At 64.2% G+C, this 20,376-nt stretch carries 18 protein-coding genes; 8 read left to right on the top strand and 10 right to left on the bottom strand.

What is annotated here, in order from left to right; all coding sequences use genetic code 11:
- Positions 1-92: 92 nt before the first annotated feature.
- Positions 93-575 (bottom strand): anti-sigma factor antagonist RssC, encoded by a 483-nt coding sequence (gene rssC / locus ABIB24_RS14250; RefSeq protein WP_013971741.1) that lies wholly within the window; start codon positions 573-575, stop codon positions 93-95.
- A complete protein-coding gene (rssB, locus tag ABIB24_RS14245; protein WP_015269551.1) occupies positions 572-1,756 on the bottom strand; it encodes a two-component system response regulator RssB in 1,185 nt (394 codons plus the stop codon). The genes rssC and rssB overlap by 4 nt, the downstream gene beginning before the upstream one ends.
- A 270-nt stretch (positions 1,757-2,026) precedes the next feature.
- Here rssB and ABIB24_RS14240 point away from each other — a divergent pair, with 270 nt between their 5' ends.
- Positions 2,027-2,326, top strand: coding sequence for a PilZ domain-containing protein (locus ABIB24_RS14240; RefSeq protein ID WP_085601673.1), 300 nt, complete (start codon positions 2,027-2,029; stop codon positions 2,324-2,326).
- A gap of 166 nt (positions 2,327-2,492) precedes the next feature.
- On the opposite strand, the gene ABIB24_RS14235 is transcribed toward ABIB24_RS14240, so the two are convergent.
- Positions 2,493-3,200 (bottom strand): MlaA family lipoprotein, encoded by a 708-nt coding sequence (locus ABIB24_RS14235; protein WP_137163349.1) that lies wholly within the window; start codon positions 3,198-3,200, stop codon positions 2,493-2,495.
- A gap of 200 nt (positions 3,201-3,400) precedes the next feature.
- Here ABIB24_RS14235 and pcrP point away from each other — a divergent pair, with 200 nt between their 5' ends.
- Together pcrP and ABIB24_RS14225 are read left to right on the top strand one after the other, a co-directional pair.
- On the top strand, positions 3,401-3,964 hold the full coding sequence (gene pcrP / locus ABIB24_RS14230; protein WP_025338338.1) for an HAD superfamily inactivated hydrolase PcrP: 564 nt from the start codon (positions 3,401-3,403) through the stop codon (positions 3,962-3,964).
- A 122-nt stretch (positions 3,965-4,086) separates the two neighbouring features.
- Positions 4,087-4,350: a DUF4404 family protein gene (locus ABIB24_RS14225; RefSeq protein WP_004376395.1), complete on the top strand. Its 264-nt coding sequence runs from the start codon at positions 4,087-4,089 to the stop codon at positions 4,348-4,350.
- Positions 4,351-4,475: 125 nt separating this feature from the next.
- Here the strand turns inward: ABIB24_RS14225 and queF are convergent, their stop codons facing one another.
- Positions 4,476-5,306, bottom strand: a complete 831-nt coding sequence (queF, locus tag ABIB24_RS14220; RefSeq protein WP_085721133.1) for an NADPH-dependent 7-cyano-7-deazaguanine reductase QueF — start codon at positions 5,304-5,306, stop codon at positions 4,476-4,478.
- Positions 5,307-5,570: 264 nt separating this feature from the next.
- Between queF and cinR the strand changes: the two genes are divergently transcribed.
- Both cinR and ABIB24_RS14210 read left to right on the top strand, forming a co-directional pair.
- Complete coding sequence (gene cinR, locus ABIB24_RS14215) at positions 5,571-6,251, top strand: two-component system response regulator CinR (protein ID WP_015269546.1); 681 nt, start codon at positions 5,571-5,573, stop codon at positions 6,249-6,251.
- Positions 6,248-7,600: a heavy metal sensor histidine kinase gene (locus tag ABIB24_RS14210; RefSeq protein WP_137163346.1), complete on the top strand. Its 1,353-nt coding sequence runs from the start codon at positions 6,248-6,250 to the stop codon at positions 7,598-7,600. The genes cinR and ABIB24_RS14210 overlap by 4 nt, the downstream gene beginning before the upstream one ends.
- Before the next feature lie 141 nt (positions 7,601-7,741).
- Here ABIB24_RS14210 and ABIB24_RS14205 read toward each other — a convergent pair whose 3' ends face one another.
- The 3 genes from ABIB24_RS14205 to ABIB24_RS14195 form a co-directional block, all read right to left on the bottom strand.
- On the bottom strand, positions 7,742-8,983 hold the full coding sequence (locus ABIB24_RS14205; protein ID WP_274079407.1) for a lipoprotein-releasing ABC transporter permease subunit: 1,242 nt from the start codon (positions 8,981-8,983) through the stop codon (positions 7,742-7,744).
- Between the two features lie 61 nt (positions 8,984-9,044).
- Positions 9,045-9,728 carry a lipoprotein-releasing ABC transporter ATP-binding protein LolD gene (lolD, locus tag ABIB24_RS14200; RefSeq protein WP_169774647.1) on the bottom strand — a complete coding sequence of 228 codons (684 nt, stop codon included), beginning with the start codon at positions 9,726-9,728 and terminating at the stop codon, positions 9,045-9,047.
- A 7-nt stretch (positions 9,729-9,735) separates the two neighbouring features.
- Positions 9,736-10,986 (bottom strand): lipoprotein-releasing ABC transporter permease subunit, encoded by a 1,251-nt coding sequence (locus ABIB24_RS14195; protein WP_046615859.1) that lies wholly within the window; start codon positions 10,984-10,986, stop codon positions 9,736-9,738.
- A gap of 93 nt (positions 10,987-11,079) precedes the next feature.
- On the opposite strand from ABIB24_RS14195, the gene ABIB24_RS14190 reads away from it, so the two are divergent.
- Positions 11,080-11,664: a PilZ domain-containing protein gene (locus ABIB24_RS14190; protein WP_075044221.1), complete on the top strand. Its 585-nt coding sequence runs from the start codon at positions 11,080-11,082 to the stop codon at positions 11,662-11,664.
- A gap of 31 nt (positions 11,665-11,695) precedes the next feature.
- Complete coding sequence (locus tag ABIB24_RS14185; protein ID WP_274079405.1) at positions 11,696-12,418, top strand: glycerophosphodiester phosphodiesterase; 723 nt, start codon at positions 11,696-11,698, stop codon at positions 12,416-12,418.
- 42 nt (positions 12,419-12,460) lie between these two features.
- Here the strand turns inward: ABIB24_RS14185 and sthA are convergent, their stop codons facing one another.
- The 3 genes from sthA to ABIB24_RS14170 all read right to left on the bottom strand — a co-directional run bounded on the left by sthA (position 12,461) and on the right by ABIB24_RS14170 (position 16,751).
- Positions 12,461-13,855, bottom strand: coding sequence for a Si-specific NAD(P)(+) transhydrogenase (gene sthA / locus ABIB24_RS14180; protein ID WP_015269541.1), 1,395 nt, complete (start codon positions 13,853-13,855; stop codon positions 12,461-12,463).
- A gap of 202 nt (positions 13,856-14,057) precedes the next feature.
- A complete protein-coding gene (locus ABIB24_RS14175; RefSeq protein WP_274079404.1) occupies positions 14,058-15,056 on the bottom strand; it encodes an FAD:protein FMN transferase in 999 nt (332 codons plus the stop codon).
- 231 nt (positions 15,057-15,287) lie between these two features.
- A complete protein-coding gene (locus ABIB24_RS14170; RefSeq protein WP_031324543.1) occupies positions 15,288-16,751 on the bottom strand; it encodes a glyceraldehyde-3-phosphate dehydrogenase in 1,464 nt (487 codons plus the stop codon).
- A gap of 167 nt (positions 16,752-16,918) precedes the next feature.
- Here ABIB24_RS14170 and mfd point away from each other — a divergent pair, with 167 nt between their 5' ends.
- Positions 16,919-20,368 (top strand): transcription-repair coupling factor, encoded by a 3,450-nt coding sequence (gene mfd / locus ABIB24_RS14165; protein WP_025338331.1) that lies wholly within the window; start codon positions 16,919-16,921, stop codon positions 20,366-20,368.
- The last annotated feature ends 8 nt before the right edge of the window (positions 20,369-20,376 follow it).

Below are 20,376 nucleotides of genomic sequence, written 5' to 3'. Positions count from 1 at the left end.
GCCCGCTCCTACAGGTAGAGTGCATGACTCAAGACTGGTGCATAACCTGTGGGAGCGGGTTCACCCGCGAAGAGGCCGGTACAGGCTGAAGATCAGGTCCGCTCCAGCGCATTGACCAGGTCATGGAAGGCTTCGCGGTTGGAGTCGTTCAGGCCCATGAGGATCTTGTGCGCCTCCAGCACCTTGGAGCGCACCACATCTTCGTTCTGGTCCTGGGACGGCAGGTCGGTCAGGCATTCCGGGCACGGGATCGGCCGATCGACGATGTTGAACACCTGATCGAAGCCCATCGACTGCAACAACCGGGAAATGTCCGGATTGGTGGTGACCACGGTCGGCAACAGGCCCACCTTCTGGCGCGACAGGATCGACAGCTTGGCCAGCAGGCCCAGGGTGGTGCTGTCGATGCTCTCGGTTTCGGTCAGGTCGATGACAATCGCCGAGAAGTTCAACGCGGTGAAAATCTTCTCGATCGTCGCATCCAGCGCCGAACACAGGGTCAGGCGCACTTCACCGACGAATTTCAGGACGAAGGTACCGCTCTGCTCGGCGAACTGGATTCTACCGGTACTCATTGAAGGTTCCTGCTCAACACCAATAGGGCGATATCATCCGGCATCTCCCCAAGCGTAGCCAATCCAAATCGTTGACGCAGCCCATCCAGGCTGCCACCTGCTGCCCTGACGATTTCCGGCAGGGCGGTTTCTTTATCTTTGAGCGTGTCACCCGGCAAAAGGTCCAGAATGCCATCGGACATCAGGCTGAGGCTGAACTGCGGCGGCAGCTCCACCACCAGGTCCTGGTAGGTGGCCTCGTCGAACAGCCCCACCGGCAGGCCGCGGCCTTCCAGGTAGCGGGTGTGCTCGGGGGTGTGCAGCACCGGCAGCGGCAGATGGCCGCCAACGGCGTAGGTCAGCAGGCCGGTGTCTTCATCGATCACCCCGCCAACCATGGTCACGTGCTTGCCCAGCTTGCAGTTGATCAGCCCGCGATTGATGTGGCTGAGCACCTGCGAGGGTTTGAATTCGCGCATCTTGCTGCCGCGCTTGAATTCGAACAACAGCCGCGTGGTCATGAACTTCAGCAGCACGGTGACGAACGCTGACGACGCGCCATGCCCGGAGACGTCGGCGAGATAGAAAGCGATACGCCGTTCGTCCACCCGGAAGTAATCGGCAAAATCACCCGACAGGTACAGCGATGGGATGATCTGGTGCTCGAAGGCGAACTCGCCGGCCACCCAAGGGCTTTCCGGCAGCATGTTCATCTGCACCTGGCGACCGGCGGTCTGGTCCTCCTGCAGCAGGTGCAGGCTGGCTTCCAGTTCGCGGTTGGCGGCTTCGAGCTTGTCGCGGTAGCGCTGGTTTTCCAGCACCAGGCGCGAGCGGTCGAGGGCGCGGCGCACCGAATGCTCGAGCACGGCCAGGTCTTCCAGCGGCTTGATCAGGTAGTCGGCAGCGCCCAGGCGCAACGCTTCCACCGCATCGCTCATGACGCCGGCACCGGACACCACGATCACGGGTAACTGCGGCGCGCGCTCGCTGACCTGGCGGATCAGTTCAAGGCCGCCCATCTGCGGCATGCGCAGATCGCAGATCACGAGGTCGGGCTGGTGTTCTTCGAAGACCTGAAGCCCCTGCTGGCCATTGCCGGCCTGGAGGACGCTGAAGCCACTGTCTTCAAGATAGGCGGCGAGGCTTGCACGGACCACGTCGTCGTCATCGATGATCAGCAGCGTTGCACTGGTTTTCTGCATGTGGGCGAACGGCGCCGATTTGGGTTGGTGCAGCGGTGTCGGCAAGGCAGACGGCCAGCTACGGGAATTCTTTGTGGTCACACTCTACTTGAGTTGTAGGACAAGAACACTTGCCCGGCAACTGTCAGAGGGACCTTGTAAGGCGCAGACGGTACTCCCATCCGGCAGGCGTTTCAAGCATGCAAAGGTTCACCTCGACGCACTTTACAGGCCAAATCACCGGGAGTTATAAGAAAGTCGACCAGCGCAACCCGATGGGAAGGATGCAGCATGCCTCATACGCCCTCCAGCCATGACGAGAAACGCGATTTCATCCGCATGCGCATCGACACCGAGGTCAGCCTGCTGCACGCAGGCCAGGTGATCGCGGCAGTGTGCCTGGACCTGTCCAGCGGCGGCATGCAGGTGCAGGCACCGCAGCGCTTCCATGTGGGGGACCATATCGAGGTACGGATCGAGTCCGACCACCCGGCGCTGAAGGGGCTGCACGCCAGCACCGAAGTGGTGTGGATTGCCGACCAGCCGGGCGGGCAGCAGAAGTTCGGTTTGCGGATTCTGGCGATGCATTGATGGGCCTGCTGGGCACCCCTGTAGGAGCGGCCTTGTGTCGCGATGGGCTGCGCAGCAGCCCCCGGCTTCAGCTTCGCCGCATGAATTGCCGGGGCCGCTTTGCGGCCCTATCGCGACACAAGGCCGCTCCTACACGGGGACTGTGCAGGACCAAGCACGCGCAGGATCAGAAGTCGTCTTCGACCTCGCCATCCTTGACCTTGAACTCGCGGTTCTGCAGGTAGGCGTTGCGAATGAAGATGTACTTGTCACCCTGGATCAGCTTCTCTGCCGACAGCAGGTCGGCGCGGGTGTCGATGATATCCAGGGCGAAGATCGAATTGCGCGTCGGCACATGGTCGATGTAGCGGTAGGGTTCGGTATAGGTGTCCGGGTACTTGGCCACGCCGTCACGCACGGTGCTCGGGCCCAGCAGCGGGATGACCACGTACGGGCCGCTCGGCACGCCCCAGTAGCCGAGGGTCTGGCCGAAGTCCTCGTCGTTGCGCTGTAGGCCCATCTTGGTACCCACGTCGAAGAAGCCGCCCAGGCCGAAGGTGGTGTTGACGATCAGCCGCGCCGTGTCCACGCCCGCAGCATGGGGCTTGAACTGCAGCAGGTCGTTGGCCAGGTTGGTCACGTCACCCAGGTTGCGGAAGATGTTGTGGATGCCATCTTCGAGGAACTGCGGGGTGACCGCCTGGTAGCCCTTGGCCAATGGCTTGAGGGCATAGGTGTCGAGGGTATCGTTGAAACGGAAGATCGGACGGTTGACCGCTTCCCAGGGATCTTCCTCGGTGGCGGCCTGGGTGGCTGCCACGGGCGCCAGCAGCATGCTGGCGCAGACACAGGCCTGGGTGACTCGTTCGATCACACTGGCACCGATCCTACGCATAGGTGTTTCTCCATCGAATTTCTCGGCCGCAAGCGCAAACGGGTGCGCTGCTGTACGGCGGCAGTATAGAGGCTTGCGGGCTGATAAACAGCTTTACACATCTCTGCTCAATATTTTGTGAACAACTGTTGCGCGGCGCCCGCTGTCACAGGGCGGTAACAATCGCCGAATAGCCTGCGGACTATTTGAGGGAAGTTGCCATGGACGCTGCACCCGCCTTCACCGCTGTGCTGTTCGGCTTGCGCGGCTGCCTGGTGCAAGCCGCCAATGGCGCCCCCTCGCCCGCCCCCGGCGCCCTGGCCACCCTCGCCAGCCTGCGCCAGCGCCAGGTGCCGTGCATCTGGCTGGACGACCTCGACGCCACCCAGAGCAAGCGCCTTGCGCACGTACTGCCCGCCTGGCTGCCGGGGCATTCGGTGAACGGCGTGCGCTGGCCGGCGCCGAATGCCTGCTGGCAGGCCCTGATGACGCTCGACAGCCAACGCCTGGACGGCTGCGTGCTGGTCAGCGGCGACCCTCGCCTGCTGCAATCTGGCCTGAACGCGGGGTTGTGGACGGTAGGGCTGGCAGCCTGCAGCCCGTTTTGCGACCGCAGCTCGCGGCAATGGCAAGCCATGACTGCGCAGGAACAGGACCTGGCCCGTGGCAAGGCGACGCTGGAACTGTTCAGCCTGGGCGTGCACTCGGTGATCGACCACCTGGAAGCGCTGGACACCTGCCTGCAGGACATCGCCCAACGCCGGCGTAAGGGCGAAAAACCCTGATACAGCACCTTTGACGCGGATCATGCAAAGCAACGGCAGGTGGATTACGCTGAAGACAGGCCAGAACCTTTGCCGCTTCGCTGAGGTCCATGGCTTGCCAAGCCATTGATGGAGAACTGCCAATGCCTGCCCGCGAATTGCAAGAGCGCCTGAACAGCTTGCGCGAGCAACTGGACCGCAACGTGCCGCTTTCTGACGAGGAACTGGCCGCGCTGCACGAAGAAGCGCGCCAGATCGAGGCGCAACTGAAGCTTGAGGAAGCCACGCCAGACAACAACCTGGTGGACGGCGTGAACCTGGCGATCGAACGCTTCGAGGCCGACCACCCCGACCTCACCGCCACCCTGCGCAGCATTGCCAACTCGCTGCACAGCATGGGGATCTGAAAAAGCCGGGGCTGCTTCGCAGCCCATTCGCAGCACAAGGCTGCTCCTACTGGGGTTATGCGTTTCCCTGTAGGAGCAGCCTTGTGCTGCGAATGGGCCGCAAAGCGGCCCCGGCGCACTTGAACTTACTGCCGAACCAGGCGCTTGTTGTCCGGGCTGATCGCCCCCGTGCTGCGGTAAGGGTTGATATCCAGCCCACCTCGGCGCACATAGCGCGCATAAACCGTCAAATGCTCCGGCTGCAGCAGGTTCTTCAAGTCCAGGTAGATCCGCTCCACACACTGCTCGTGGAAGTCGGCATGCTGGCGGAAGCTGATCAGGTAGGTCAGCAGGCTGGCATGGTCCAGCGCCCTGCCCTTGTACTCGACCACCACGCTGCCCCAGTCCGGCTGGCCGGTGACCGGGCAGTTGGACTTCAGCAGGTGGCTGTGCAGGGTTTCTTCCACCTGCCGCTCCGGGTTGCAGTGCAGCAGCTCTGGCTGTGGCTGTTCGTAATTGCTGATGGCAACGTCCAGCGCATCGATGCACTGCCCCGGCAAGGCCACTACGCCTTGGGCCTCGACCTCGGCCAGGGTGCGCACTTTCACGCCGACCGGCTTGCCGGCGGCGGCGGACAGGTCTTTCTCCAGGCACGCCTGCAGTTCGCCAAGCGAGGCGAACACTGTCTGGTTCAGCGAATTCAGGTACAGCTTGAACGACTTGGACTCGATGATGTTCGGCGAATCGGCGGGGATGGCGAACTCGCCGATCGCCACCACCGGCTTGCCCGACGGCAGCAGCCAGCTCAGCTCGAAGCAGTTCCAGTAATCCACACCCTGCCACGGCAAAGTCTGGGCGGTAACGCCCAGTTCGGCCCACTTGGCGGTACGCGGGATCGGGAACAGCAACTCCGGAGAATAGGTGGCAATGTATTCGCTGGACTTGCCCAGCGGGGAATGTTCGGCAGCGGGATGCATGGAAACTGACCTGAAGGTTCGAAATTGCCCCTAGTCTACCGGTTTTGCACCCCGCCTTGGAGCGCAAGTCAGCGGGATTACATCTTCGTCAGTTTGGGGCGAGCGGGTGCATCGTCACGTATCATCTCAGCATCACCCAATCCCTGTGGGAGCGGGTTCACCCGCGAACACCGGCAAAGCCGGTGCCATGCACCGTGTTGAATTCTTCGCGGGTAAACCCGCTCCCACAGGGTTTTGTGCCGTTTGCTGGAGTCAATTCACCCAATGAAACTGCTGATCGTCGAAGACCAGGCCCGTACCGGCCAGTACCTGAGCCAGGGCCTGAACGAGGCCGGCTTCGCCACCGAACTGGCCACTGACGGCGAGACCGGCCAGTTCCTCGCCCTGACCGGCGACCACGACCTGCTGATTCTGGACGTGATGCTGCCCGGCCGTGACGGCTGGCAGATCCTCCAGGCCGTGCGCCAGGCCGGCCTGGACACCCCGGTACTGTTTCTCACCGCCCGCGATGCCGTGGAGGACCGGGTGCACGGCCTGGAATTGGGCGCCGATGATTACCTGGTCAAGCCGTTCGCCTTCTCCGAACTGCTGGCGCGGGTGCGCAGCCTTCTGCGCCGGGGCACCAGCCCCAGCCAGGACACCACCCTGGGCCTGGCCGATCTGCGCCTGGACCTGATCCGCCGCCGCGCCGAGCGCGCCGGCCAGCGCATCGACCTGACCGCCAAGGAGTTCGCCCTGCTTGAACTGCTGCTGCGCCGCCAGGGCGAGGTGCTGCCCAAATCGCTGATCGCCTCGCAGGTGTGGGACATGAATTTCGACAGCGACACCAATGTGATCGAAGTGGCGATCCGCCGCCTGCGCCTGAAGATCGACGACCCGCACCCCAACAAGCTGATCCATACCGTACGCGGCATGGGCTATGTACTCGAAGAGCGCGCTGAGTGATGCGTCGGGTCTCCCTCGGCAGCCGCCTGGCCCTGCTGTTCGCCGCCTGCACCGCCGCTGTCTCGCTCGGTGCCGGCCTGATATTCAGCCGGGCCAGCGAACAGCATTTCGTCGAACTGGACCAGCAACTGCTGGACTCGCGCCTGTCGCTGTTCCGCACCCAGCTGGCCGGCATCACCACCCCGGCCGAGCTGCAGGCGCGCCTGCCCGCCTTGCGCGATGAACTGGGCCACCAGGCCGACCTGGCCCTGCGCATCAACGGCAGCGACGGCGCCACCTGGTTCGAAAGCCGCACAGGCCTGCCCCGGACGCCACTGCCCGACGGGCTGGCAACCCTGCATGCGCAAGGCACCGACTACCGCAGCCTGGCCGTGCACCTGGCGCAAGACGCCCCGCAGTCGCCACAACTGACCCTGTACCTCGACATCACCCATCACCAGCACTTCCTGCAGGGCATGCAACGGCTGATCTGGCTGACGGTGGGCCTGTCGGCGCTGGCCACGGCGCTACTCGGTGCCTGGGCTGCACGCCGCGGGCTGCGACCGTTGCGGCAGATGGGCCAGGTGGCTGCCAGCGTATCGGCGCGCTCGCTCACCACACGCCTGCCGGTGGCACAGATGCCCGAAGAGCTGGCCGAACTGGCGACGGCCATGAACGCCATGCTGCAGCGCCTGGACGATGCCTTCCAGCGCCTGTCGGCATTCTCCGCCGACATCGCCCACGAGCTGCGCACGCCGCTGTCCAACCTGCTGACCCACACCCAGGTCACCCTCACCCGCCCGCGCAGCCTCGAAGAGTACCGCGAAGCCCTGCACGGCAACCTCGAGGAGCTGCAATGGATGGCGCAGATGATCAACGACATGCTGTTCCTGGCCAAGGCCGACCATGGCCTGCTGGTGCCGGGGCAAGCACCGCTAGTGCTGCATGAGGAGGTGGATGCACTGCTGGAGTACTACGCGCCGCTGGCAGAGGACAGCGGCGTGCAGATGCTGCGCGAGGGTGAGGCGCTGCTGCAGGGCGACCGGCATATGCTGCGCCGGGCGCTGTCCAACTTGCTGGACAATGCCTTGCGCTTCACCCCGGCGGGTGGGCAGATAAAGGTGACATTGGGGCCAGGGCCGAGGATTGGCGTGGCCAATACCGGGGCGGCTATCGAGCCGGCAGTGTTACCACGGTTGTTCGACCGCTTCTACCGGGTGGACCCGGCGCGGCGGGAAGGCAGTAGCGAGCATGCCGGGTTGGGGTTGGCGATTACCCGGTCGATCGTGCAGGCCCATGGTGGGAGCATTCGGGCGCAATGCGAGGATGGGTGGACGCGGTTTTTGATCGAGTTCACTCAGGGTCGGTGAAACTGGGGCTGCTTCGCAGCCCATCGCGACACAAGGCCGCTCCCACAAGGATCGCGTCAGCTTGGCCAATTCGCGATCCTTGTGGGAGCGACCTTGTGTCGCGAAAGGGGCGCAAAGCGCCCCCAGACTCTCAGGTAAACATCAAACTGCCAGGCCAATCGCCGGCTGCACCTGCGATGCCCGATAAGCCGGGTAAATGGTCGCCAGGAAGCTCATCACCAACCCGGCAGTGCAGATGATCGCCACATCGCCCCACTGCAACTGCGACGGCAAGCTGCTGACGAAGTACACATCCGAAGTAAAGATGTGCTGCCCGCTCACCCGCTCCAGCCAACCGACGATCTGGCTGACGTTGAACGCCGCAATTACCCCAAGCACGCCACCGATCAGCGTCCCGACAATGCCGATCAGGCTGCCCTGGACCATGAACGTGCCCATGATCTGCGCAGGCGTGGCGCCCAGGGTACGGAGGATGGCGATGTCCGGGCCCTTGTCGTTCACCACCATCACCAGGGTGGCGATGATGTTGAACGCTGCCACCGCGATGATCATCAGCAACAGCAGGCCGATCATGGTCTTTTCCATCTTCATGGCGCTGAACAGGCTGCCCTGGGTATGCGACCAGTCATCGGCACGGTAGGCATCGCCCAGCCCGGCAGCGATGGCCTTGGACACCTGCGGTGCGGCATACAGGTCGTGCAGTTTCAGGCGCACGCCCTGCACCTGGCCCGGCGCCCAGCGCTGCATGGCGCCGGCATCGTCGACGTGGATGTAAGCCTGCGAGCCGTCCAGCTCGGCGCCGACCTTGAAGATGCCGACCACGGTCAGGCGCTGCATGCGCGGGGTGATGCCACCCGGCTCCTTGCTGATTTCCGGCACGATCAGGGTCAGTTTGTCGCCGGTATTCAGGCGGAAGCGCCGCGCAGTCAGCTCACCGATGACCACGCCGAACTCACCCGGCTGCAGGTCCTGCAGGCGGCCCTGGACGATATGCTGGCCGACGATCGAGACCTTGTCCTCTTCAGCCGGGTCGATACCGCCTACCTGGATCGGCTGCATCGCGCCCTTGTACGACAGCATGCCTTCCATTTCGGTAATCGGCGCCGCCGCCATCACCGCCGGGTCGCGCATGGCCGCGTCCGCCACCTTGTGCCAGTCGTCCAGCGGCTGCACGCCGAGGATGGCGGCATGCGGCACCAGGCCGAGGATGCGCGAACTCATTTCGCGCTGGAAGCCATTCATCACCGACAGCACCACGATCATCGCCAGCACGCCCAGCGACAGGCCGATCATCGAGGTCATCGAGATGAACGAGATGAAGTGGTTGCGGCGCTTGGCTCGGGTGTAGCGCGCGCCGATGAAGATGGGCAAGGGTCTGAACATGTACGAAATCACCCAATGAAAACAGGAAAACGGGGCGGCACCGGCCACCCCGTGCAGTCGATCAGATCGCCACCAGGTGGCCGTCGTCGAGCTTCAATACACGGTCCATCTGGCGCGCCAGGTTGAGGTCGTGGGTAACCACCAGGAACGCCGTGCGCGACGCGCTGGACAGTTCCTGCATCAACTCCTGGATGCCCTGGGCGGTGTGGTGGTCGAGGTTGCCGGTCGGCTCGTCGAGCATTACCAGGCCGGGGCGGTTGACCAGTGCCCGGGCGATCGCCACCCGCTGGCGTTCACCACCGGACAGTTCGGCCGGCTTGTGGTTGAAGCGGTGGGCCAGGCCCACGCGCTTGAGCAGCGCCTCGGCACGCTCACGGGCTTCGGGGATGGGCGTGCGGCCGATCAGCAATGGCATGCACACGTTCTCGATGGCAGTGAATTCCGGCAGCAGGTGGTGGAACTGGTAGACAAAGCCCAGCTCGCGGTTGCGCAACAGGCCACGGGCACGCTCGCCCAATGCCGACAGCTCCTCGCCGGCCAGCCAGACGCTGCCCTGGGTCGGCCGGTCGAGGCCGCCCAGCAGGTTGAGCAAGGTACTCTTGCCCGAGCCGGAGCTACCCACGATGGCTACCCGCTCCCCGGCATGCAGCTCGAGGTTGAGCCCGGACAGCACCTGCACCGATTCCGGGCCCTCGTCGTAGGACTTGCCCAGGTTGCGGCAACTCAGAACGGCTTTATCACTCATGCGCGACTCACTCATAACGTAGCGCCTCTGCAGGCTGGGTGCGGGCCGCACGCCAGGCCGGGTACAGGGTGGCGAAGAAACTCAGGACCAGCGCCGCACCGCAGACCATGTACACGTCCTGGGCCTGGATCTGCGACGGCAGGTAATCGATGAAATACACGTCGGCGTTGAGGAACTTGTGCCCGATCAGTTTCTCGATGCCGGCGATCACCGCGCTCACGTTCAGCGCGGCGACGATCCCGACCACGGCGCCGATCAGGGTACCGATCACCCCGATCACCGTGCCCTGGACCATGAAGATGAGCATGATCTGCCCGGGCGTGGCGCCCAAGGTACGCAGGATGGCGATGTCGCCACGCTTGTCGTTGACCACCATCACCAGGGTGGAAATGATGTTGAACGCCGCCACCGCCACGATCAGCAGCAACAACAGGCCGATCATGGCCTTTTCCATGCGGATCGCCTGGTACAGGTTGCCGTGGGTACGGGTCCAGTCACGGCTGTAGAACTCCTGCTCACCCAGGCGCTGGGCGATGTCCCAGGCCACCCGTGGCGCCTGGAACAGGTCGTCGAACTTCAGGCGCAGGCCCTGGACCTGGTCGGGCTTCCAGCGGTGCAGGCGGGACAGGTCGCTGATGTTGGTCAGGCCCAGGTAGCCGTCGATCTCGCCCGCGCCCACGTGGAAGGTGCCGACCACGGTGAAGCGCTTCATGCGCGGGAACATGCCGGCCGGGGTCACGCTGACCTCGGGGGCGACGAAGGTGAGCTTGTCGCCGATGCCCACGCCCAGCTTGGCCGCGGCCTTGTCGCCGATCATGATGCCCCACTCGCCCGGCGCCAGCTGGTCGAGGCGGCCTTGCAGGACGAACTTGTCGATGATCGACACTTCGCGCTCGCGGGCCGGGTCGATGCCGTTGAGCAGCACCTTCTGCACCTTGCCTTCATGGGTCAGCAGGCCCTGCATCTGGGTGAAGGGCGCAACCGCCACCACCTGCGGATTCTGCTTTACTTGTTGGGCAAGGGCCGGCCAGTCGGCAATGGGCTGGCCGCTCTCCAGCGTGGCATGCGGGATCATGCCCAACACGCGGGTGCGCATCTCGTGGTCGAAACCGTTCATCACCGAGAGCACCACGATCATCACCACCACGCCCAGGGCGAGGCCGATCATCGAGGTCAGGGAAATGAACGAGACGAAGTGATTGCGACGTTTGGCACGGGTATAACGCGTGCCGATGAATGCGAAAAGAGGTCTGAACATGTCGGGGCTTGTTCGGATGAAAGGGAACGTCCTTGTGGCGAGGCGCCTACGGCGGCTTTACACTCGGACCACCGCCGCTACCTTGGGTTCGCCATGACGACATTAGACGAAGAAGATCGCCGCGAATACTACCGCATCGAAGATCGGATCGCACTTCAAATCAGCCCCCTCAGCGCGGCCGAAGCCCTTGACCCAGATGTGTTGCAAGATGATTCGCCACTATTCAACCTGCTCAGCGAACTGCACCTGTCCGACTTCGAGTCGCAGCACCTGCTGCGCCAGCTGAGCGAAAAGGACCGCACCCTCGCCGCCTTCCTGCGCGCGCAGAACAAACGCCTCGACCTGCTTAGCGCGGTGGTTGCCCAGACCCTGATCGGCGAAGTCGGCCAGCCCCAGCCGGTGGTCATTTCCGAGGGCGGCATCGAATTCGCGCAAGCCGCAGCGGTGGCCCCCGGCACCCGAGTCAAGGTGAAGATGGTGCTGATGCCGCGCGCCCACGGCCTGCTGCTGCGCGGCAAGGTAACCCATTGCGACCCGCGCCCGGAGGGCGGCTTCGAGGTCGGCACCGAATTCACCGACATGACCGACGCCCAACGGCAACTGCTGGCCCGCTACATCCTGCAGCGCCAGCAGCAGCAACGGCGCCAGCAACTGGAACAGAACGACCCCGCCTCCTGAGCCCATTTTTCTCTGATTTGAAGGAACGAACGTGACCCTGATCTACGGCCACCGCGGCGCCAAGGGCGAAGCGCCCGAGAACACCCTGAAGAGCTTCCAGCAATGCCTCGCCCATGGCGTGACCCGCTGCGAGCTGGACCTGCACCTGTCGGCCGACAACGAGCTGATGGTGATCCACGACCCCACTCTCAAGCGCACCACCGGCAAACGCGGCAAGGTGGTCGAGCACCCGGCCGCCGAGCTGGTCAAGATCGATGCCCGCAAAGGCGGCCCGGGCCACGTCCAGCCCTGCCCGATCCCGAAACTGGAAGAACTGTTCCAGAAATGCCCGTTCGAGCACTGGCAGCTGGAGGTGAAAAGCGCCTCGCGCACCCGTGCCGCCACTACCGTGCTGGCAATCCGCGAACTGGCCCAGCAGTACGGCCTGCTGGACAAGGTGACCATCACCTCCAGCTCACGCGAAGTGCTGGGTGCCGCCCTGGAGCTGGTGCCGGACGTCAAGCGCGGGCTGGTGGCCGAATACGCCTGGCTCGACCCGCTGAAAGTGGCGCAGAACTACGGCTGCGAGCTGCTGGCATTGAACTGGACACTGTGCACCCCCGAGCGCCTGCTCAAAGCCCAGGGCCAGGGTTTGCACGTGTCGGTGTGGACGGTCAACGAACCGGCACTGATGCGCCGGCTCGCTGATTTTGGCGTGGACAGCCTGATTACAGACTTTCCCGGTTTGGCCAAGACCACCCTCGGGCAGGGTTGAAATCGGTCTCTCCGACCGGCTCAGGCCACCGGTCGGAGCCGCTCAAAAAAGCCGGTTCAGGCCGTCGTAGGCAGCTACCCGATAGGCTTCGGCCATGGTCGGGTAGTTGAACGTGGTGTTGACGAAGTACTTCAGGTTGTTCTGCTCACCCGGCTGGTTCATGATCGCCTGGCCGATGTGGACGATCTCCGAAGCCTGGTAGCCGAAGCAGTGTACGCCAAGGATTTCCAGGGTTTCGCGGTGGAACAGGATCTTCAGCATGCCCTGCGGCTCACCGGCGATCTGCGCGCGCGCCATGCCCTTGAAGAAGGCCTTGCCCACTTCGTACGGCACCTTGGCCTGGGTCAGTTCCTGTTCGTTGCGGCCGATCGAGCTGATCTCCGGAATGGTGTAGATGCCGGTCGGCACGTCGTTGACGAAGCGCCAGCTGCCATTATCGACGATGCTGCCAGCGGCAGAGCGGCCCTGGTCATGAGCGGCACTGGCCAGGCTCGGCCAGCCAATCACGTCGCCGGCACCGTAGATGTTCGGCACGCTGGTGCGGTAGGCCTCGTCGACCTCGATCTGGCCGCGGCTGTTGACCTTGATACCGATGTTTTCCAGGCCCAGCTTGTCGGTGTTGCCGGTACGGCCGTTGCACCACAGCAAGGCGTCTGCCTTGATCTTCTTGCCCGACTTCAGGTGCAGGATCACCCCGTTGTCCAGGCCTTCGACGCGCTCATACTCTTCGTTGTGGCGCACGGTGATGTTGTTGTTGCTGAAGTGGTAGCTCAGCGCCTGGGAAATTTCCGAGTCGAGGAAGCTCAGCAACTGGCCACGGTTGTCCACCAGCTCTACCAATACACCCAGGCCGCTGAAGATCGAGGCGTATTCGCAACCGATCACGCCGGCACCGTACACGATCAGCTTGCGTGGGGTGTGGCTGAGGCTGAGGATGGTGTCGCTGTCGTAGACGCGCGGGTGGTGGAAGTCGATGTCGGCCGGGCGGTACGGGCGCGAGCCGGTGGCGATGATGATGTGCTTGGCGTTGAGCTTTTCCACCACACCGTTCGGGCAGACCACTTCAACGGTCTGCTCGTCGGCGAAGCTGCCGGTGCCGAAGAACACGTCCACGCGGTTACGCGCGTAGTAGCCGGTGCGCGACGCTACCTGCTTGGCGATGACCTTCTCGGCGCTTTTCAGCACGTCCGGGAACGAGAACCAGCGCGGCTCACCGATGGCACGGAACATCGGGTTGGTGTTGAACTGCATGATCTGCCGCACCGAGTGACGCAGTGCCTTGGACGGGATGGTGCCCAGGTGGGTGCAGTTGCCCCCGACCTGGCGACGGCTATCGACCATCGCCACCTTGCGCCCTGCTTTGGCGGCGTTCATTGCCGCACCTTCTCCGGCCGGGCCGGAACCCAGCACCACTACGTCGTAGTTGTAGACAGCCATGCGTACTCCTTCAGAACTGGCCCGCAAGCCACGGTCGCTCGCGGGGCGCGATCATGCCGCCGGGGCGTCATGAGAAAATTCGGGTGCAGTCTAATCAAGCGTGAACGCCGCGCACATTAACCCTTGGTCGCGTCGTAGGCCAATTTTGCCCGCACTACATGTGTGAACCATTCCCTGGCGGCGATCATCCCTGCTTGCGCTTTCATTCGCCTTTCACTGCCCGTTCGAATGCGGGCGTAGCTCGGGAGACGAAGCCACCCTCGGCCCGAGTCACCAATACCGCGGCCAGGTCATGCGCCACGGCAAAATCCCAGCCACGTTCCGGGCCCAGGATCAACAGCAGCGTCGAATAGCCGTCGGCCTGCAGCGCCGAGGCATCGAGCACGGTGACCGCGGCCAGGTCGTGCTGCACCGGGCGCCCGAGGCGGGCATCGAAGGTGTGCGAATAGCGCCGGCCATTCTCCTCGAAATAGTGCCGATAGTCACCCGAGGTTGATACTGAAAGGCCATTGACCGGGATGATCTGGCGGGCTATCTGGCGATCTTCGCGGGGCAGCTCCAGGGCGATGCGCCATGGGCTGCCATCGGGCTTGCGGCCGGCGGCCTTGAGCTCGCCGGTGGCTTCGGCGACAAAGCTGGCCACGCCCATGGCCTGCAGGCGCGCGGCGATCAGGTCGACGGCATGGCCGGCGGCGATGCTGTTGAAGTCGAGTTGCACCGGGGCGTCCTTGCAAAGGGCCTGGCCGTCGATGTGCAAGTGCCGGTAGCCCACGCGCTGGCGCACCTGGGCCAGGGCCAGCGGGTCGGGCACCTGCTCGTGACGGGCCTGGGGGCCGAAGCCCCACAGGTCGAGCAAGGGTTCGACGGTAAGGTCGAAGGCGCCGCCGCTCTGCTCGGCCAGGTGCTGACCAAGGCTGACCAGTTCGAGCATGTCGGACGGCAGGACCAGGCACTGATTGGCGGGCAACTGGTTGAAACGGCTGACGGTGGAGTCGCCGCGGTAGGTCGAGTAATGCTGGTCGATGTCGTGCAGGATGGTTTCGACTGCCGCCTGCACCTGGACCGGCGCCGGGCCGCCGGGTTCGCGCACGTACTGGATGCTGTAGCTGCTGCCCATGGTCGGGCCGCCCAGGCGCTCCAGGGTGGGGCCCTGGTTGCAGGCGGTGAGCAGCATGAGGATGAACAGCAAGGCTGTGCGCAAGGTTCGGGCTCTCGATTACCTGTACTGGCCCTGTGGGAGCGGCCTTGTGTCGCGAAAGGGCTGCGCAGCAGCCCCGGCATTTTCAGATGTGACGCTGACAACCGGGGGCTGCTGCGCAGCCCTTTCGCGACACAAGGCCGCTCCCACAATGACCGCGCCAGCACAGAAAATATCAGGCGAAAAAAAACGGGAACCCGAAGGTTCCCGTTTTTTCATTGCCTTACAAGCGTATCAGTGCGGAAACGCTGGCGGGTTCACACCGGCCATCTCTTCCATCACACGAACCACCTGGCAGCTGTAACCGAATTCGTTGTCGTACCAGACGTACAGAACAACGCGGTTGTCGTTGCAGATGGTCGCTTCGGCGTCAACCACACCGGCGTGGCGCGAACCGACGAAGTCGGTCGAAACCACTTCCTGCGAGCTGACGTAATCGATCTGCTTGTGCAGTTCCGAGTGCATGGCGGTCTGGCGCAGGTACTCGTTGATCTCGTCGCGGCTGGTGGCCTTCTCGAGGTTCAGGTTGAGGATGGCCATCGAAACGTTCGGCGTCGGTACGCGAATGGCGTTGCCGGTCAGCTTGCCCTTCAGCACTGGCAGTGCCTTGGCGGCAGCAGTGGCGGCGCCGGTTTCGGTGATGACCATGTTCAGCGGCGCGGCACGGCCACGGCGGCTGCCCTTGTGGAAGTTGTCGATCAGGTTCTGGTCGTTGGTGAACGAGTGAACGGTTTCGACGTGGCCGTTGACGATGCCGTACTGGTCGTTGATGGCCTTGAGCACCGGCACGATGGCGTTGGTGGTGCAGGAAGCGGCCGAGATGATCTTGTCATCGGCAGCGATGTCACCGTGGTTGATGCCGTGCACGATGTTCTTCAGCGCGCCCTTGCCAGGTGCGGTGAGGATCACGCGGGCAGCGCCCGGGCAGGCCAGGTGCTGGCCCAGGCCGTCGGCATCACGCCATACGCCGGTGTTGTCGACGATCAGCGCGTTTTCGATGCCGTACTGGGTGTAGTCGACTTCGCTCGGGCTCTTGGCGTAGATAACCTGGATCAGGTTGCCGTTGGCGGTGATGGTGTTGTTGGCTTCGTCGATGGTGATGGTGCCATCGAACGGGCCGTGCACCGAGTCACGGCGCAGCAGGCTGGCACGCTTGACCAGGTCGTTCTCGGCGCCCTTGCGCACGACGATGGCGCGCAGGCGCAGGCCGTCGCCGCCACCGGTCTTCTCGATCAGGATGCGCGCCAGCAGGCGGCCGATGCGGCCGAAGCCGTACAGGACAACGTCAGTGCCCTTGCGCGCCGAAGCGTTCTGCTGGCCAACCACCTCGGCCAGTTCTTCACGGACGAACTGCTCGGCAGTGCGGCCATTGCCTTCCTGCTTGAACTTGTTGGCCAGCTTGCCCAGGTCGACCGAAGCGGCGCCCAGTTTCAGCTCACTCATGGCCTTGAGCAGGGGGAATGTCTCGTGGACGGACAGTTCGGTTTCGTCGGCTTGACGATGACGCGCAAAGCGGTGCGCCTTGAGGATCGAGATAACCGAACGGTTGATCAGGCTACGGCCATAAATCGAGCTCACCACGTTGTTGTTGCGGTAGAGCTGACCGATAAGCGGGATCATCGCTTCAGCCAGGGCTTCACGATCGATCCACTCACCAAGACACTGGTCGGGCTTCTGAGTCACGGGAACCTTCCACATGTAGGGACAGAAAAAAGGGGCTACATTATGACGCCCCAACGCGTTACGGGCAATGAGCGCCTGTCGCGGCCACGCAAGCCAGCGTTCACGCCCTTTCGAACCTGACAGCCGGCACCGTCACCGGTACAATTGATCTCTTTGCCGCAACGCTTGGAGTGCAATCTCCCGTGTCAGTTCTGCGCCTACCGCAAATGTCGGCCACGGCCGGCAAACAAACCTGGGGCAATCTACCCGGTGCCACCCTCAGCCTGGCCATCGCCGAGGCCGCCAGCAGCGCGGGCCGCTTCACTTTGCTGCTGACTGCCGACAGCCAGGCTGCCGATCGTCTGGAACAGGAACTTCGCTTCTTTGCCCCGGACCTGCCGGTGCTGCCGTTCCCCGATTGGGAAACCCTGCCCTACGACCTGTTCTCGCCGCACCAGGACATCATTTCCCAGCGCATCGCCAGCCTCTACCGCCTGCCGGAGCTGAGCCACGGCATCCTCGTGGTGCCGATCACCACCGCCCTGCACCGCCTGGCGCCGACCCGCTTCCTGCTGGGCAGCAGCCTGGTGCTGGACGTGGGCCAGACCATCGACGTGGAGCAGATGCGCCTGCGCCTGGAGGCCAGTGGCTATCGCTGCGTCGACACCGTCTACGAGCATGGCGAGTTCGCCGTGCGCGGCGCGCTGATCGACCTGTTCCCGATGGGCAGCAAGCTGCCCTACCGCATCGACCTGTTCGATGACGAGATCGAGACGCTGCGCACCTTCGACCCCGAGACCCAGCGCTCGATCGACAAGGTAGATTCGGTGCGCCTGCTGCCGGCGCGCGAGTTCCCGATGCAGAAAGAGGAAGTGACCCGCTTCAAGGCGCGCTTCCGCGAACGCTTCGATGTCGATTTCCGCCGCAGCGCGATCTTCCAGGACCTGGCCAGCGGCATCATCCCCGCCGGCATCGAGTACTACCTGCCGCTGTTCTTCGAAGAAACCTCGACCCTGTTCGACTACCTGCCGGCCGACACCCAGGTGTTCTCGCTGCCCGGCGTGGAACAGGCCGCAGAACACTTCTGGAACGACGTGCGCGGGCGTTATGAAGACCGCCGTGGCGACCTGAGCCGGCCGCTGCTGCCACCGGCCGAACTGTTCCTGCCGGTGGAAGACTGCTTCGCCCGGCTCAAGCAATGGCCACGGGTAGTGGTCAGCACCGAAGACCTCGACCCGGGCGTGGGCCGCGAGCGCTTCCCGGCGCGCCCCCTGCCCAACCTGGCAATCGAGGCCAAGGCCAACCAGCCCCTGGCCGAACTGGCCAATTTCCTCGACCAGTTCCCTGGCCGAGTGTTGTTCACCGCCGAATCGGCAGGCCGGCGCGAAGTGCTGCTGGAGCTGCTCGAACGGCTGAAACTGCGCCCGCATACCGTCGACGGCTGGGCCGACTTCATCACCGGCAACGAACGCCTGGCAATCACCATCGCCCCGCTGGACGAAGGCCTGCTGCTGGACGACCCAGCCATCGCCCTGGTCGCCGAAAGCCCGCTGTTCGGCCAGCGGGTCATGCAGCGCCGGCGCCGCGACAAGCGCGGCGAAACCGCCAACGACGCAGTGATCAAGAACCTGACCGAGCTGCGCGAAGGCGCGCCGGTGGTGCACATCGACCATGGCGTGGGCCGCTACCTGGGCCTGGCCACCCTGGAAATCGACGGCCAGGCCGCCGAATTCCTCACCCTGGAATACGCCGAGGGCGCCAAGCTGTACGTGCCGGTGGCCAACCTGCACCTGATCGCCCGCTACACCGGCAGCGACGATGCCCTGGCACCGCTGCACCGACTGGGCTCGGAGGCCTGGCAGAAGGCCAAGCGCAAGGCCGCCGAACAGGTGCGCGATGTGGCCGCCGAACTGCTCGACATCTATGCCCGCCGCGCCGCGCGCAAGGGCTATGCATTTGCCGACCCGTCCGCCGACTACGCCACCTTCAGCGCCGGCTTCCCGTTCGAGGAAACCCCGGACCAGCAGGCTGCCATCGAAGCGGTGCGCGCCGACATGCTGGCGCCCAAGCCGATGGACCGCCTGGTATGCGGCGACGTCGGCTTCGGCAAGACCGAAGTGGCCATGCGCGCGGCATTCATTGCCGTGCACAGCGGCCGCCAGGTGGCCGTGCTGGTGCCCACCACCCTGCTCGCCCAGCAGCACTACAACAGCTTCCGCGACCGCTTTGCCGACTGGCCGGTGACCGTGGAGGTGATGAGCCGCTTCAAGTCGGCCAAGGAAGTGGCCAACGCCGCCGCCGATCTGGCCGAAGGCAAGATCGACATCCTCATCGGCACCCACAAGCTGCTGCAGGACGATGTACGCTTCAAGGACCTGGGCCTGGCCATCATCGACGAAGAGCACCGCTTTGGCGTGCGCCAGAAGGAACAGCTCAAGGCCCTGCGCAGCGAGGTGGACATCCTCACCCTCACCGCCACGCCGATCCCGCGTACGCTGAACATGGCGGTGGCGGGCATGCGCGACCTGTCGATCATCGCCACGCCGCCGGCGCGCCGCCTGTCGGTACGCACCTTCGTCATGGAGCAGAACAAGAGCACGGTCAAGGAGGCGCTGCTGCGCGAGCTGCTGCGCGGTGGCCAGGTGTACTACCTGCACAACGATGTGAAAACCATCGAGAAATGCGCCGCCGACCTTGCCGAACTGGTGCCAGAGGCGCGCATCGGCATCGGCCACGGGCAGATGCGCGAGCGCGAGCTGGAACAGGTGATGAGCGACTTCTACCACAAGCGCTTCAACGTGCTGGTGGCCTCGACCATCATCGAAACCGGTATCGACGTGCCCAGCGCCAACACCATCGTCATCGAGCGCGCCGACAAGTTCGGCCTGGCCCAGCTGCACCAGCTGCGCGGCCGTGTTGGCCGCAGCCACCACCAGGCCTACGCCTACCTGCTGACGCCAACCCGGCAGAAGGTCAGCGCCGACGCCGAAAAACGCCTGGAGGCGATCGCCAACACCCAGGACCTCGGCGCCGGCTTCGTGCTGGCCACCAACGACCTGGAGATTCGTGGCGCCGGCGAGCTGCTGGGCGAAGGCCAGAGCGGGCAGATCCAGGCGGTGGGCTTTACCCTGTACATGGAAATGCTCGAGCGCGCGGTCAAGGCGATCCGCAAGGGCACCCAGCCCAACCTTGAGCAGCCGCTGGGCGGCGGCCCGGAAATCAACCTGCGCCTGCCGGCCCTGATCCCCGAGGACTACCTGCCCGACGTGCATGCGCGGCTGATCCTGTACAAGCGCATTGCCTCGGCGGCCGACGAAGAAGGCCTCAAGGACCTGCAGGTGGAAATGATCGACCGCTTCGGCCTGCTGCCCGAGCCGACCAAGAACCTGATGCGCCTGACCTCGCTCAAGCTGCACGCGGAAAAGCTCGGCATCAAGAAAGTCGACGCCGGCCCCAACGGCGGCAAGATCGAGTTCGAGGCCGAGACCCCGGTCGACCCGCTGACCCTGATCAAGCTGATCCAGGGCCAGCCCAAACGCTACAAGTTCGAAGGCGCCACCCAGTTCCGCTTCCTGGTACCGATGGAACGCCCCGACGAACGCTTCAATAACCTGGAGGCGCTGTTCGAGCGCCTGACCCCACAGCCTGCCTAAGGAAGATC

Source organism: Pseudomonas sp. UYEF17 (assembly GCF_040546125.1).
Taxonomy (GTDB): domain Bacteria; phylum Pseudomonadota; class Gammaproteobacteria; order Pseudomonadales; family Pseudomonadaceae; genus Aquipseudomonas; species Aquipseudomonas putida_Z.
This window is presented reverse-complemented; position numbering and strand designations above follow the sequence as displayed.